At 48.1% G+C, this 15,549-nt stretch carries 13 protein-coding genes and 1 tRNA gene; 8 read left to right on the top strand and 6 right to left on the bottom strand.

What is annotated here, in order from left to right; translation table 11 throughout:
- Nucleotides 1-26 precede the first annotated feature (26 nt).
- The 7 genes from malF to ACYZZ0_RS00920 all read left to right on the top strand — a co-directional run bounded on the left by malF (nucleotide 27) and on the right by ACYZZ0_RS00920 (nucleotide 8,804).
- Complete coding sequence (gene malF / locus ACYZZ0_RS00950) at nucleotides 27-1,583, top strand: maltose ABC transporter permease MalF (RefSeq protein WP_461534692.1); 1,557 nt, start codon at nucleotides 27-29, stop codon at nucleotides 1,581-1,583.
- 30 nt (nucleotides 1,584-1,613) lie between these two features.
- Nucleotides 1,614-2,504 carry a maltose ABC transporter permease MalG gene (gene malG, locus ACYZZ0_RS00945; RefSeq protein WP_461534691.1) on the top strand — a complete coding sequence of 297 codons (891 nt, stop codon included), beginning with the start codon at nucleotides 1,614-1,616 and terminating at the stop codon, nucleotides 2,502-2,504.
- A 24-nt stretch (nucleotides 2,505-2,528) separates the two neighbouring features.
- Complete coding sequence (locus ACYZZ0_RS00940; protein ID WP_461534690.1) at nucleotides 2,529-3,695, top strand: ABC transporter ATP-binding protein; 1,167 nt, start codon at nucleotides 2,529-2,531, stop codon at nucleotides 3,693-3,695.
- Between the two features lie 42 nt (nucleotides 3,696-3,737).
- Nucleotides 3,738-5,939 (top strand): 4-alpha-glucanotransferase, encoded by a 2,202-nt coding sequence (gene malQ, locus ACYZZ0_RS00935; RefSeq protein WP_461534689.1) that lies wholly within the window; start codon nucleotides 3,738-3,740, stop codon nucleotides 5,937-5,939.
- A 144-nt stretch (nucleotides 5,940-6,083) separates the two neighbouring features.
- Nucleotides 6,084-7,505, top strand: coding sequence for a maltoporin LamB (gene lamB, locus ACYZZ0_RS00930; RefSeq protein WP_461534688.1), 1,422 nt, complete (start codon nucleotides 6,084-6,086; stop codon nucleotides 7,503-7,505).
- A gap of 102 nt (nucleotides 7,506-7,607) precedes the next feature.
- Nucleotides 7,608-8,579 (top strand): aldo/keto reductase, encoded by a 972-nt coding sequence (locus ACYZZ0_RS00925; protein ID WP_461534687.1) that lies wholly within the window; start codon nucleotides 7,608-7,610, stop codon nucleotides 8,577-8,579.
- 149 nt (nucleotides 8,580-8,728) lie between these two features.
- Nucleotides 8,729-8,804: transfer RNA gene (locus tag ACYZZ0_RS00920), tRNA-Arg, on the top strand.
- Nucleotides 8,805-9,099: 295 nt separating this feature from the next.
- Here ACYZZ0_RS00920 and ACYZZ0_RS00915 read toward each other — a convergent pair.
- Nucleotides 9,100-10,422: a hypothetical protein gene (locus tag ACYZZ0_RS00915; protein WP_461534686.1), complete on the bottom strand. Its 1,323-nt coding sequence runs from the start codon at nucleotides 10,420-10,422 to the stop codon at nucleotides 9,100-9,102.
- Between the two features lie 168 nt (nucleotides 10,423-10,590).
- Here ACYZZ0_RS00915 and ACYZZ0_RS00910 point away from each other — a divergent pair, with 168 nt between their 5' ends.
- Nucleotides 10,591-11,490 carry an MBL fold metallo-hydrolase gene (locus ACYZZ0_RS00910; RefSeq protein ID WP_461534685.1) on the top strand — a complete coding sequence of 300 codons (900 nt, stop codon included), beginning with the start codon at nucleotides 10,591-10,593 and terminating at the stop codon, nucleotides 11,488-11,490.
- A gap of 13 nt (nucleotides 11,491-11,503) precedes the next feature.
- Here the strand turns inward: ACYZZ0_RS00910 and ACYZZ0_RS00905 are convergent, their stop codons facing one another.
- From ACYZZ0_RS00905 to ACYZZ0_RS00885, 5 genes are all read right to left on the bottom strand, one after another.
- Nucleotides 11,504-12,106, bottom strand: coding sequence for a hypothetical protein (locus ACYZZ0_RS00905; RefSeq protein ID WP_461534684.1), 603 nt, complete (start codon nucleotides 12,104-12,106; stop codon nucleotides 11,504-11,506).
- 35 nt (nucleotides 12,107-12,141) lie between these two features.
- A complete protein-coding gene (locus ACYZZ0_RS00900) occupies nucleotides 12,142-14,094 on the bottom strand; it encodes a hypothetical protein (protein WP_461534683.1) in 1,953 nt (650 codons plus the stop codon).
- A 195-nt stretch (nucleotides 14,095-14,289) separates the two neighbouring features.
- On the bottom strand, nucleotides 14,290-14,418 hold the full coding sequence (locus ACYZZ0_RS00895) for a TIGR02808 family protein (protein ID WP_461534682.1): 129 nt from the start codon (nucleotides 14,416-14,418) through the stop codon (nucleotides 14,290-14,292).
- Between the two features lie 21 nt (nucleotides 14,419-14,439).
- Complete coding sequence (locus tag ACYZZ0_RS00890) at nucleotides 14,440-15,048, bottom strand: cytochrome c3 family protein (protein ID WP_461534681.1); 609 nt, start codon at nucleotides 15,046-15,048, stop codon at nucleotides 14,440-14,442.
- Between the two features lie 18 nt (nucleotides 15,049-15,066).
- Nucleotides 15,067-15,519 (bottom strand): nitrate reductase cytochrome c-type subunit, encoded by a 453-nt coding sequence (locus ACYZZ0_RS00885; protein WP_461534680.1) that lies wholly within the window; start codon nucleotides 15,517-15,519, stop codon nucleotides 15,067-15,069.
- Nucleotides 15,520-15,549 lie beyond the last annotated feature (30 nt).

Here is a 15,549-nt window from a genome sequence, read left to right as displayed (position 1 = left end):
AGCAGGATACTCAAGCGGGTATAGCCATGGGTGACGAAACTTGCAGCCAATCAGCAAAGTCTGATCAGAACGGAAAAAGCTGGCTTGCCATCATACTGGTTGGCCTGATTGATATCGTACTGCTGTATGGCATTACCCTGATGTATGCCCAGGGAGAAATAGCCTTTGCCTTGCTGACCCTGTTTCTGATGGCCTGTGGTAGCTGGGTTTTCATCAGTCAGCGGGGCTATTGTTACCGCTATGTATTCCCCGGATTGCTCGGCGTTTTTACCTTTATCGTTTTCCCCCTGCTCTATACGATCAATATTGCCTTTACCAACTATGGTTCCAATAATCTGCTGTCACTGGAACGGGTCAGGGAAATCCATCTGGCCAAGACTTACAGCTCTGGCGACGGCTCCTGGGGATTCCGCTTGTACCAGGAAGGTGGTGGATATCATCTGGTACTGGAAGACAACGACGGCAACCAGTTTGAAACGCTGTCTTTTGGTGAGCTGTTCGAACCGGTATCGATTCAGGCTGCGCCGCTGAAACCGGACAGTGCAGGAACAACCGGCACCCCACTATCAATGCGGGAAATCATCAAGCAAAGAAGTTCGTTAAAACAACTGACCATTATAATGCCGGACGGCACTGGTCTGGTGCTGGCCGGATTAAGAAAGTTTGGCCCCCTCAGCAAGATCTACGAAGCCCAAACAGATAATCCGCTGATTCTGACGGATACCCGTACCGGAGAGACGCTCTACCCGGATATGAACTCCGGATTTTATACCGATGGCACCAATGAAGTTGGGCCTGGTTTTTCGGTGTATACCGGCTGGAAAAATTTTAATGAGATCTTTTCCAACCCGGGCATCCAGGGGCCTTTTTTCAAGATATTTGTCTGGACCGTAATTTTTTCGGCTTTGTCCGTAGTTTTCACTCTAATCATTGGATTGTTACTGGCATGCCTGATCCAGTGGGAACCGCTGAAGGGAAACGGACTGTATCGAATGCTGCTGATTCTGCCCTATGCTGTACCCGCCTTTATCTCGATTCTGATTTTCCGGGGCCTGTTTAACCAGAACTTTGGTGAAATCAATATGCTGTTGGAGCTGTTGTTCGGCATAGCCCCCGAATGGTTCAGCGATGAGACTCTGGCCAAAAGTATGGTGCTGATTGTTAATACCTGGCTGGGCTACCCCTATATGATGATCCTCGCTATTGGCTTGCTGAAAGCCATTCCGGACGATCTCTATGAAGCTTCGGCGATTGACGGCGCAACCCCCTGGCAGAACCTTACCCGGATCACCATTCCTCTCATAATCAAACCGCTGACACCGCTACTGATCGCCAGCTTTGCTTTCAACTTCAATAATCTGGTGCTGATTGCCCTGCTTACCGGTGGTGGCCCGGATCTATTGGGAGCGACCACTCCAGCCGGTGCAACAGACTTGCTGGTCAGCTATACCTTCCGCATCGCCTTTGAGTCTTACGGTCAGGATTACGGGCTGGCATCTGCCATTGCCACGCTGATTTTCCTGATTGTCGGCCTGATTGCCTGGCTCAATATGCGGGTAACACGACGCATGCAGGAAGGCTAGACAGCACGCTTACTCGGGAGAAGAACGACGATGGCTATGGTTCAACCCCGCAATCTCAAATATCGGGTCTGGTATGCCCGGATTGCGCTGTGGCTGTTTCTGGCGTTGATTCTGTTTCCGTTCCTGATGATTATCTCGGTCTCGTTCCGCAGTGGGAATTTTGCTACCGGCTCGCTGATTCCCGAAAATCCGTCGCTGGAGCACTGGTACCTGGCTTTTGGTATTCCCTGGGAAAATCCGGACGGTTCTGTCACTGAACCTTTTTTCCCCGTACTGCTGTGGTTATGGAATTCAATCAAGGTCGCCTTTTTCAGTTCCATTCTGGTACTGATGCTTTCAACCACCGGTGCCTATGCCTTTGCCCGGCTGCGGTTCAAATTCAGGGAGCATATGCTGACCGCCATGATGATACTGCAGATGTTTCCGGCAGTACTGGCACTGGTAGCGATCTATACCCTGTTCGACAAGATCGGGGATTACATTCCCTGGCTGGGCATCAACAGCCTGGGCTCGGTAACCATTGCCTATATTGGCGGTATTGCCTTGCATATCTGGCTGATCAAGGGTTATTTTGAAACCATTGATAATTCACTGGAAGAAGCCGCCGCCATTGATGGTGCAACCCCCTGGCAGGCATTCCGCTATGTCTTGCTGCCGCTGTCAGTCCCCATTCTTGCAGTCGTTTTTATTCTGGCTTTTATCGCATCGATCGGAGAATACCCGGTGGCCTCCATTCTACTACACAGTATGGACAAGCTGACTCTGGCCGTGGGATCTCAGCAGTATCTCAACCCGCAAAACTATCTCTGGGGCGACTTTGCCGCTGCCGCCATTCTTTCCGGGTTACCCATCACCATTATTTTTCTCGCCTGTCAGCGCTGGATTGTCGGAGGCCTGACCTCCGGAGGCGTCAAGGGATAAACATCAAGGTACAGGTAATACTGCATGGCTGAAGTAAAACTCAACGGTATTTCCAAAAGCTATGACCAGGGTAAAACCTGGATCATCAAGGATGTGAACCTTGAAATACACAACGGTGAGTTTGTTGCCTTTATTGGCCCCTCCGGCTGTGGCAAGTCCACCCTGCTGCGTATGATCTGCGGGCTGGAAGATATTACCACTGGCGAAATGCATATTGATGGCGAACTGATCAATGACCATCCGCCCCATGAACGACAGGTCGGTATGGTGTTTCAGTCCTATGCACTCTATCCCCATATGACCGTGGCCGAGAACATGGCATTCGGCCTTAAGCTGGCCAGGGCTGACAAGTCGATCATTAAACAGCGGGTAGACGAAGCAGCCCGTATGTTGCAGCTTGAACCTTTGCTGGAGCGCAAACCCAAAGCCATGTCCGGTGGCCAGCGACAACGGGTAGCTATTGGTCGATCCATCGTACAGGAGCCAAGAGTTTTTCTGTTTGATGAACCGCTTTCCAACCTCGATGTCGCGCTGCGGGTACAGATGCGACAGGAACTTTCACAGCTGCATCGACGCCTGAAAACGACATCAATATACGTAACACATGATCAGGTTGAGGCCATGACCCTGGCAAACCGCATTGTGGTATTAAGTCCGCTGCAACCCGGTGCCAAAACCAATCTGGAACAGGTCGGAGGGCCTCTGGAGCTGTACCATCATCCAGCCAACCTGTTTGTTGCAGGCTTTATCGGTTCACCCAAAATGAACTTCCTTAACGCAGAGCTGCAACAACCGGGTGAAGAATGGTCAACGATCAAGTTAACCAGTGGAGAAACTCTAAAGGTTGCCGCCAATACCTCCAGCTCCGCCTGTGGCAGCCAGGTCATTATCGGTATCCGGCCTGAGCATGTGTTGTTATTGCCGGATAAAAAACAGGATCAGACCGAAAAAGACAACACTGTTATCGCAACAGTGTCTACCCTTGAAAGACTGGGATCAGAGTCATTTATCTATCTTGATCATGATTCTGTTCGAGAGTATCTGATTGTCCGGGTCACAGGATCCGGCCTGCAAAACGAAAATGACAAACTTGGTATCCACCTCCCACCCAAACAGTGTCATCTGTTCAGTGCCGAGGGACTTGCTTTTTCCCGTACCCACAAGCCAGAACTGAACACTTGTCAGAGCTAGTGCGGAACACTTTACAGCCGAATCACCGTTACGGAGCCTGTTATGTCAAACCAAGATCTGATCAATCAACTGGCCTCTCTGAACGGTATTGCAGCAGATTACATCGATGCGGCCGGACAACTGGTACATATCGCAGAGTCCACCAAGATCCCCATTATCGAAGCGCTGGGCTTCGATATCGGTACTGAAAAGAAACTGGAACGGGCGATTGAACAAAGCCTGCTACGCGACTGGTCGCACCTGTTGCCCCCTGTCTGTGTCGTACACCAGGGCAAACCATTCGAAATCCCCGTCTGTATTCCTGAAACCCGGTTGAACAACACTTTCCGGGGAGAACTGGTGCTGGAAAGCAAAAAATCAGCCGGTATCAGTGTCAAGGTATCCGAATTATCGGTTCTGGAGCGCAGGGTGATAAAAAAGAAAAATATGCTCAGGTTGTCACTGGAAATGCCGGAAGACCTGCCGCTGGGTTACCACAAATTATCACTGCGAAACCGTAATCTTGAAGCCGACTGCTACCTGATTGTTACTCCGTCCACTTGCCATGAACCGGACTATCTTAAACCTGACGACAAGGCTCGTGCCGAAAAGATCTGGGGCTGCAGTATTCAGCTGTATACCCTGAGGTCTGAAACCAACTGGGGTATCGGTGACTTCTCCGACTTGAAATACCTTGCAAAACAGCTGGGAGAGCAAGGGGCCGATGTTATTGGCCTGAACCCGATTCACTCACTGTATCCATCCAACCCTCAGCATTGCAGCCCCTACAGCCCTTCAAGTAAAAACTTTATTAATCCGCTGTATATCGATGTCACCCGGGTACCGGATTATGGTTCTCTGGACGCCGTCAACGCCCTTGTAAACGACAGCACATTTCAGCAGCACCTCAAAGATGCCCGGGAAACCGGACTGGTTGATTATGAAGCGGTTGCAGCGTTGAAGTTTCCGGTATTGGAAGCGCTTTACAGTTACTTCGAAAACCACCACGCCAAAGAAAAAACCCCGGTTTATAAAGAGTTTGATAAATACCGCCGGAAGCGAGGCATCGCACTGGATGCTGCCGCTACTTATGACGCGCTGTATGAGTTTTTCCGCGAAGACGATATCAACAGTTGGGGCTGGCCCTGCTGGCCGGATGACTATCAGCAGTTTGATACCGCTAAAGTCAAAAGTTTTCAGCGAAAATACAAGGGGCGCATTCGATACTTTATGTATCTGCAGTGGCTGGCCGAAAGCCAATTGGCTGAAGTTCAGCAGGCAGCACTGGATGCCGGTATGCGACTGGGTATCTATCGTGACCTAGCGGTAGGTGTTGACCGTGGCGGTGCTGATGTCTGGTGCCAGCCGGATGGCTATTGTCTCAATGCCTGTGTCGGTGCGCCTCCTGACCCGGTGGCACCACAAGGCCAGAACTGGGGATTACCGCCACTGCATCCGGCAGAATTAAAGCATCTGAAGTATGCTGCTTTTATCGAAACGGTTCAGTCCAACATGTCCTCCTGTGGCGCACTGAGGATTGATCATGTCATGGGGCTGTTCCGGCTCTGGTGGTGTCCGGCAGGAGCTACTGCCGACCAGGGAGTATACGTCACCTACCCTCTGGACGATCTGCTGGGCATCCTCAAGCTGGAAAGCCTGCGCCGTGAGTGTCTCGTTTTTGGAGAGGATCTGGGTACCGTACCTGACGAGATAGAACAGCGGTTACCACCGGCATTGTGTTACTCCAATGAAGTGGTGCTGTTTTCCCGGGATGAAGACCATTTCTTCCATCCCGACGACTTCAAGGCTCGCGCCCTGACCTGCGTATCCAATCACGATATCCCAACCCTTAAAGCCTGGTGGAACTGTGATGACCTGGATTTGCGACAGCAGCTGGGGATATACGATGCCCAGAAAACGCAGCAGGAAAAAAATGCCCGTCACGAAGACAAGATTGCGCTGCTTAAAACCCTGCAACAGATCGGTGAATGCCCGTGGGGCATGGACCCCGACGACATCAGCACCATGGGATATAGCCGCGATTTAATGGAAAAAATCCATTATTACCTAGCCAAAACTGCATCGACCATTATTACGGTACAACTGGAAGATATCCAGCAACTAACCGAACCGGTCAATGTGCCCGGCACCAGTGATGAATACCCCAACTGGCGCCGTAAACAACAGCTGACACTCAGTGCTATTTTCTCGGATGATGCCAACCGGGCTTTCTTCAGAAACCTGACCCTGACCCGGCAGGCCTGAAAGCTATTAATTGCAATAGCCTGAGTGCAATGACCTGTATCGTCTGAAGCCAGGCAGATTCCTGCCATGTCCGGGAATCAATAACAACCGGCCTCAGGCGTAGCCCCGCTGTTAATACAGCACTTTATACACAAGGTGGATAGTATGTCTCGCAAGCCGTTTATCCCCAAACCGCTCTGCTACCTCTGCAGCACTCTCCTGCTGGCCTCAGCCTCGACAACGTCGATGGCAACAATAACCGGCGAAGACCTGAAGTTCACCGGTTATGCACGTTCCGGCATAGGCAACAGTAATGAGGGCGGAAAGCAACAGGCGTTCAAGGCTGTTGGCGCTCCAACCAAATACCGGCTGGGGAATGAAACAGAGACCTTTGTTGAACTTGGACTTGGCGGCGAAGCCTTCAATGACGGAACCGCAAGCTGGGAATTCAAAAGCCTGGTGGCCTACTCTGTCGACCAGGCTACTGACTGGGAAGCAACCAAACCCGCCCTGAGGGAATTTTACATGCGGGGTACCGGTGTCTTTGGTTTTGCACCTGAAGCCTCCATCTGGGCTGGCAAGCGATACTACAAACGCCATGATATTCATATGATCGATTATTATTACCTCACCATGCAGGGGCCAGGTGCAGGTATTGAGAATATTGATCTGGGTGGAGCAAGATTCAGTGCCGCCTGGATGCGTAATACACAAACCTACAAGTACTACAGCACTGCATCAGACGCTGCTGAGCTTAAAGATCCCAAAGAAAGGGATATTTCGTATGATGTGATTGATCTGCGCCTTGAAGATATCGAGCTCAATCAGAATGGCAAGCTCACAGCGGCACTGCAGTGGGGTACAGGCAATGTGAGTGACGGCATCAAGGACAGCTGGATCAATACCTATGGCGTCAAGCAAAGCAGCAAAATAGCAAACCCGAAGGTTGAACAGAAAAACTACAAGAAAAAGGACCTGGAAGACGATGGCTTTTTATTCTCATTGATCCACACCCAGAGTGACTTCCTGGGTGGTTTCAACCAGTTGATTTTGCAACATGCCAAGGATGCCGGCAGTGCATGGGGATTCGGCACCAGTGGTTTGGGCTATGCCAGCCTTGATGCGCTGGAAACCGATAAATTAACCCGGGTGATGGATACCGGTGTTGTAGCACTCGGTGAAAACGTTGAACTCAACTATGTTGTTGGCTGGAGCAAACTGGGCTATATCAAGAAAACCGGCAAGAAAGATCAGACTTGGATTACAGCCGGAATGCGGCCCGTCTATTTCTGGAATAACTATATGAGTACGGCGCTTGATGTCGGTTACGATATGGTCAAGGACAGTATTATCACTGAGACAGCGACAGACGGAAAACCCAAAACCTTTGCGGACTCCAAACTGACCAAAGTCACTCTGGCGCAGCAATGGTCAGCAGGACGCAATTACTGGGCTCGCCCGCAAATTCGACTGTTCGCTACTTACGCCAAGTGGAATAAGGAATCCAAAGGTAAAATTGGCGGCGCACCTTTCGACAAGGAAACCAGTGGCTGGACCTATGGTGTCCAGGGCGAAATCTGGTGGTAACAGCGCAGACTGCTAAAAGGGCATGAAATACCGCATGCCCTTTCTGGCTATGTCAGAAGTAGCTGATCTCATATCTCTCCTTAATTTCTTTCCGGACATCTTATGCAATCGATTCCGCTGCAGGATCATCTGCCTCATGCCAGCCATCTCGTATTTGGATGCATGAACCTGGGAGGGGGCTGGAATCACGACCCGGTCACCACCGCTGATATCAGTCAGGCCCATAGTCTGATTGATATTACGCTGGAAGCCGGCATCAACCTGTTCGATCACGCCGATATCTATACCTTTGGCAAGGCCGAACAGGTTTTTGGCAAGATACTGGGAAGCCATCCTGCCCTGCGGGAAAAAATGCTGCTGCAAAGCAAATGCGGTATTCGGTTTGAGGACAGTCAGGGTCCGAAACGCTATGACCTGTCTCGCAACTGGATTATCTCAAGTGTCGACAATATCCTCACCAGATTACAAACAGAATACCTTGACCTGCTACTGCTTCATCGCCCTGACCCGTTAATGGAACCGGAGGAAATTGCAGAAGCCTTCACGATACTGAGCAAAACCGGAAAAGTACGTCACTTCGGCGTTTCTAACATGAATGCACAGCAGATCCGGTTTCTACAGTCAGCCAATGATATTCCGCTGGTGACCAATCAACTGAATCTGGGACTGTCAGCACTGGACTGGCTGGAGGAAGGCGTACTGGTCAATCATCCCGAAGGTTCAGGCGCCAGCTTTACCTCCGGCACCCTGGAGTATTGTCAGCAGAACCGGATTCAACTGCAGGCATGGGGCAGCCTCAGTCAGGGAATATTCTCCGGACGTCCCACCGGGGACTACTCATCAGCCGTACAACAAACCGCACGACTGGCAAAACAGCTGGCAGCCGAAATGGAAGTCAGTTCCGAAGCCATTGTACTGTCCTGGCTGATGCGGCACCCTGCCAGAATTCAACCGGTTATCGGCACCACCCACCCGGATCGCCTCAAAGCCTGTGCCGAGGCCAGCAGAATAGAACTCAGCAGGGAGCAATGGTATCAACTTTATGCTGCCGCCAGAGGCAGAGAGCTCCCTTGAAGTTGTTAGCACAAAAATGACTACCAGCACGTGCCCGGAGCCGCTTGACGGGCACCGGATTCAGCATGATAAAGTATGGAAATCGGTGTCGGTAACCGCTATGATAGCGGCCGTCCGGTGAGAGTAGTTCTGCATTTGCACTCCGATACGTCCCCATAGTTCAACCGGATAGAACAGTCGCCTCCTAAGCGATCGATCCAGGTTCGAGTCCTGGTGGGGACGCCATTAAAATCAAGTAATTGCAAAACAACGCTGTACGAGATTTAAAGATTTTCAGTTTTGGTCTCGGTAGTAGTCCCTGTTATTTCATCACTGTAACTCTCTACCCAGCCAACTCCATTAATATTCTGTATATTTTCTCTCTGAAAGTAGATCATACATTCCATCAGCATTTTGTCTGGCAAGTATGACCTTTTCTCAAAACATGGTTTTGATGCCTTCAACAAAAGAAAAAGCAAGGTTATAGGGCTTGTATTAAACCGGTCTCTGTCTTGATAACCCATAATACCTTTAGGCTAACCTAGTGCCCGGCATCACAGAAAATCACCTCAGTCAAACACCTGCCACCCAGTAGTTTATATTCGAGATGATCTCTTAATGTCTGCCACTGAGCGTCCTGCGCAACCATACTGGTACTCTCTTGATAGCGCTTGTAAACATGCCTGATTTCATTATATCTCTGATACTCCAGAAGCAATGCAATACAGGATAGATAAGGCAAAGGATGAACACACCCTGTTGTGGTTGCCTGCAGCAATTTATTAACTCTGGGGACCCGGTCTGCACTGTTCTTCGCTTCCACCAAAAGCCTGAATGCATTTTCGGTAGAGGAGCCTCCGAAATCCTCCCAAATCACAGAGAGCCAGCTGTCCAGATAGGCTGTTTTCAACTCTTCCTCAGTTTGCTGTTGACGATATACGGGCGGCGGAGTAGCCACTCTTCCGAACTCATAAACAGGTGGTGGCACAGCCATTCTTCTGCCAGTGTTCCTTGCAACTGGAGAACTCAGTTCAGCCAGAACTGTAACAAGTTGTACTGGAGCATATTGCAACCACTCTGCAACAGGAACATATAAGCTCCATCGCAAGAAATATGCGGCAGGTCTAAACTCACTACAAGTAGACTTCACGCAGGAGATCCAGTCGATAATCAGCTCAGAAAAAGCCTGACAAACCACTTCCTCCCTGAGTTCACATAATAAAAGCAACGAAGCAAGTTGCTGATCCAGCCCATTGCTAGCGAGTGTATAGCACTCCCCTTCAAACAATAAATTTAAACTGTTTTTTTCTTCAGCTATTCTACTAGTTAGAAAAGTATGAACATCACGGCCAGAATTAAAATATTGCCACTGCTGCAGATACTGTGATTTAAATTGACCAATCAATCTGATAAGAAGCTGACGGACTTTGGATGTGAGCACTGGATATTGCACTATAAACTGATGCAACAGATCACTCCCTCCTAGTCCTTTCTCACTCACCAACCCTAAAGCCGCTTCATAATCCTCTTCTGCCAGAAGATAATTTAACTGCTCTACCTGACTCAGAGTAAGCTCAGATTCAAATTGATATTCAGGTGGGCTATCTGACTGACGTGATGTATCAAAGCCATTCTCAACGAGTGGCACTAATTCTGTATTAAGACTAATGGTGTCCGAACCTGTACAACATTGCTGAAAAACACCAAACAGCCGACTTCTCTTATTTAAAAGGGATTCATATGCATGACGAAATAACCTTTGCCTGGCAGTCAAAACATGCTGTTCATTTCCGTCTTCATCGGCTTTAATAAAACCGGAAATCACAATAAACAAAATCAGGCTTGCAGCAATATTTTTCTTCATGACAGCAAGGCTTTAAAAATATTACTTAATACAGTAGATAAAATAAAAAACCTTATTTTATATAAACTCTTTGTTATCTGTAATATTTACGACCACAATCAAGCATTCAGGCAACAAAAAACTACGTAAGAAAATCAAAATGATCCATTTTAAAATCTAAATTAGAAAATGAAACAACTCTACCTGAAAACATTCTTTATTTTATTAACTAAAACAACATATGTTTTATCTGAAACAATAGTTGTTATGCTAGGCACAGGAACCCCTGTACCTGACCCGGCCAGAGCAGGATCATCTGTTGCCGTTATTTATAATCAACAGGCCTATGTTTTCGATGCTGGCCCCGGCATGGTTCGCAATGCCATTACAGCATCTCAGCAAAAAGGGATTTCAGCACTTTACCCTACACGAATTGAGTACCTCTTCCTGACTCACCTTCACAGCGATCATATTCTAGGCATCCCAGCCCTTGCAGCCACATACTGGTGGCGAAGAAGCAAACAGTTGAAACTGTATGGGCCGACAGGCTGTCAATCAATGATCAATGGATATTACTGTTTTCTTCAGCAGGATATTTCACTTCGAACCAAAGGCAGTCAACCTGTCAGTAATCCCACCATGTATCAGCTTGAAGTAGAAGAGCACGACGATGATCAATGGGAGTTTCGCCATGGCCAAGTGTCGATCAGGCCCTTCCTTGTTGCTCATGGAGATATCGAACCAGCTTTCGGTTACCGGATTACAACTCCGGACAGGGTGATTGTCATCAGTGGTGATACGGCATATTTCGATGGTATGGCTGAGCATGCAAAAGGTGCCGACATCCTGATTCATGAAGTGATCTGTGAGGCCGCTTTAAACCGTCAGCCACAAAGATGGCAGCAGTACTTTAATAAAACACATACAAGTAGCAGCCAGCTGGCAAAACTGGCCAAAGCCGTTAATCCTGGATTACTTGCTCTGACACATATTCTGCATTATGACGAGCCAATAAAAACTGTATTGGATGAAGTCAAATCCGGTTATTCAGGTCGAATTGTTTTGGCTGAAGATTTAGATTGTTACTAAAAAATCAATCAATTTAGTTTCTATACCTAGCCATTCTAATGGCTTTTTCTCGCGCATCCGGATAATAGACCCTGCGAAAGTGAATAAGATCAGGAGTTACAAGAATAACAGGATCAGACCTGTCGACACTACCCGTCCAGGAAGGAGCACAGTCATCAGGAATCATCTCGGCAAAACTAAAATTTTCAACATTTTCATCGCAATAAATATTATGCTTGATAAATCGAACAAGCACGGTCTGATTTTCCAATATCGGAACTACCAATACCTCTTCGCCTCCCCATAACAATATAATATCCTGACCAAGAATTTCATGAGCAATGTACAATGCCTTTAACTGGCAGTCCGAGGCATCCAGCATACTTTTCAGATTATTACTTGGTAATAACATGACCTTTAGAAAATTATGCATGCAATGATAGAGATGACGGTGATCATGAACAATTTTGTCTAAAACTTTCAAATAATCCAGATGAGGCAAAAGTTCATAAACTAACGGATAAAAATAATACCCTTCAAAATCCATAAACCATTGAGTATCACCCCAGCGCCCCCAGACTCTGGTATTAACCTTGTAGCCAACCGGGCTAATGAGCCTCTCCCCAATATCCAGCATTTCCTGAATATGCTGTATGAGCGGGCGTGAACTCGTTATATTTTTGGGAGAGAGAGGAAAAGCTGCATTAGTCTTTTTTCAAGCCTGTTTTTAGAGGGCCTCCGCAAGAACATTGTTTCAAAAGAGCAGCTTAAACGTTCTTTCTTATAAAAACACAGGCGTAAATCTGCACAGCGTTGACGGTATGAACCAAAAATATTGGCTGCAGATAAAGGTACACAAACTTCTTTTAACTCATCACTACCACACCATCCGTTTAGAAATTCAATCAACTCCCGGTCTGTTTCGTAAATACATCGCGCCAGATCCACGTAGGCGCCTTGACTCAAGCCAAGCTGATAAGCAGCGCTCAGGCACTGCATATTCATCATAGCCTTGAACAGGGTAATTTCCCGGTGATACAGGCGGACATCACCCCGCTTCAGCCCTGCCGGGATAAAATCGACCAGAAACTGTTTAAGTCTGACTGGTTTACCCCACCAGTCATAAACATAGGACAGCCATGCCATACAGCTGTTATCAGACCAGTCATGATCTTCATCAGATATTTCCAAATGAGGACGTGTTCTTGGCGACAAAAGGCTCTCTGGAGCTGTACTCTGGGGTTCTTTTGTTTCTTTTCCCACCGATATGCCATCAGGCTCCAATCGCTTTCCACGATGGCGAAGTTTCTGTTCCACAGAGCTATGAGGCCCCTTGTTTACTTGCTCACAATCACCTGTAATGCTTGCTGTTGAGCTTTTTTCTGAACTCGTAGTTGTGCTTTTACAAGATACTGGCTCATCACACTCTGAATCTTTTTTGATTTCAATAGTAACCGCAGCTTCCGGAGCAGAGTGACCCTGTATCATCCACGGATCAGCAGGTGGAGGCTGTGGAATAAAGGCTGATTGTGATACATGAAAATCAAAACCTGAAGGAGAACTGAATTGATTTCTTTGAACCTGTCTCCTTTTCCTGACTCTGGTTTTTTTAGAAATATCACCATTGCCCCCATGCACTCCTGTTACGGAGCTGACGGATAGAGGTGACCTGGTTTTTGTTTCCTGTTTACTTGATACTGTTTTTGGGCAATATCTGGGACGGCTTCTAAACTGTTTATTGATAGCTGCGCCTTCTAATGAAAATTTCTCTGAGAAAAACTCTTCCCGACATTCATCGCTAACACCAGATTCTTCCTGAAATTCATCACGAACAACAAACTCTTCTGGTGAGGATGCTTCCGTTTTTTTCTTTATCGGCAACTTATCCAGAAAGTCTGCCAGTGTGATCTCCTTTCTGCCATAGCGTGAGCCCGACATACGAGATTCTATCAAGAGCTCTGGCACTGGGTCAGGAACAGAAGCAGTATTAATGTCTGGAAACACTGTATCAGCCAGATCAGTCACGTCTTGTTCCAGTAGTTCATTCTGACAGCAGGTGACGCTTCCTGCCTCCGGTTTGCACTGATCAGAACTTTCTACAATCCCGGCGCTTTCTGAAGGTGCTGTAATCACTACGGTGTTTTCTTTTTCCTCCTCTTCCAGTGCACTCAAACAACTTACATTATCTTCATGGACCAGCGTTATTATTTTGGTATTGTAATTCCGGAGCATGATGTAGGCTCCAAGGTTTATCCACCCACTCCAGAATCCATCTTCAACTTTTAGGCTAAAACAATGACCGTACTCATCAACAATAACCGGTAGCACATCAGTATTGCCTATGACTTCAAAATCAAAGCATTGATCGGCAACCATTGCACAACACTTTTTCTTGTCCCGGAACTGCATACAGACGCCAGGCTGATGCCAGTAACTGTCCTTATAAACAACAAGATAAGATTTTGGCAGTAATCGCTGTAGATAATCAGTTTTATCAGGAGGAAGTCTCAGCTCACGGGAAATCCTGATAATCAGATTTTCCAACCGCTGATAATAATATTGAGCCTGCAGGTTTGAGGATAAGCAAAACAATATAATTACCAGTGGTAGAAATATTGTTTTCATATTTGATGCAAGCCTTCACCATCTTTATTGGAGAACAGGCAGAAGTAATATGAACCAGAACATCCCTGATATTTTGCCTACCTGTTATTGAAGATCACAATTTAAAATAATCAAGGCGTTCACCATCCGAATACAAAGCACAAAAAAACCGGTGCAACATATGTTACACCGGTTTTTTCTACAACCTGGTGGAGGCTACTTCTTGTTCAACTTGTCGAACACAAAGCAGGCCACCAGCGCGGTTGCAGCAAAGCCACCCAGAAAGATAGCCGGCATGGATGCATAACCCAGTGCGGTCCAGATAGCCGATTCAAGTGCGCTCATATCTTAATCTCCTTCCGGTTATTACCAGCCTTCTACGCCAGTCATATCGGGCAGCTGGTGCGCAATGCCCTTGTGACAGTCGATACAGGTTTCACCGGTCGCCGGCTTGCCATCAACACCAAACAGTGCCTTACCGTGGATGCGGGCCGCACGGGAAGACTGCTCGGAGAAATCCATGTAGTCGAAGTTATGGCAGTTACGGCACTCTTGAGAGTCGTTAGCCTTCATCCGCGCCCATTCACGTTCCGCCATGCTGCGGCGGTGATCCAGGAACTTCTCACGGGTGTCGATCTTGCCGGTAATCTTGCCCCAGACTTCCTTACTGGCCTGGATCTTGCGGATCAGCTTGTGAGTCCAGTCCTTCGGTACGTGACAGTCGGAGCAAATTGCCCGAACACCGGAACGGTTGCTGTAGTGAATGGTGGACTTGTACTCTTCGTACACGTTGTCCTTCATTTCGTGACAACCAATACAGAACTCTTCCTGGTTGGTTGCCTGCATTCCGGTGTTAAAACCACCCCAGAACACGATACCGGCGATAAAGCCAAAGGCCAAAATAACGCCCATGGAAACCTTTGCCGGAGTCGTCAGCAGCTTCCAGTAGCGTTTAAGAAAAAATTCCCTGCTCATGATCTACTCTCCTGTCCTTTACTTCAGGGAATCAACCGGCTCGAAGCCGTTATCCTTCAGCGGCTTGGCATCAGCCTGTACAACGTGACACTGGACGCAGAAGTAACGACCCGGGGCAACGTCGGCCAGCTGCTTGCCGTCACGATCGTAGAAGTGAGTCACACTGATACGGGTAGCGCCCCACTTGCTGGCATTCTTCCAGCTGTGACAGCGCAGGCAGCTGTTGTGATCCTTGTCGATATCGTAACCACGGATATCGTGTGGAATCAGCGGCGGCTGCTGGATAAAGTCGCGGGCCATTACGCCGTCATTTTCGAAAGTCTTCTTCATGGCCTGAGCAGGGGCTTCCAGCTCAAGGCTGTCACTGCGCAGGGATTCCAGGCCACCGTTATCGGCCGCAGAAACCATACCGGTAAACAGGATGGCCAGCATAAAGGCCATCACGGATTTCAGGCTTGTGGTGTGTTTCATGACTGCTTCTCCGCCTTCATGGCAAATGTA

This window comes from Spongorhabdus nitratireducens (assembly GCA_947387575.1).
Taxonomy (GTDB): domain Bacteria; phylum Pseudomonadota; class Gammaproteobacteria; order Pseudomonadales; family Endozoicomonadaceae; genus CANDOC01.
The sequence above is the reverse complement of the archived record's forward strand: the minus strand, read 5'-3'. Positions and strand labels throughout refer to the sequence as shown.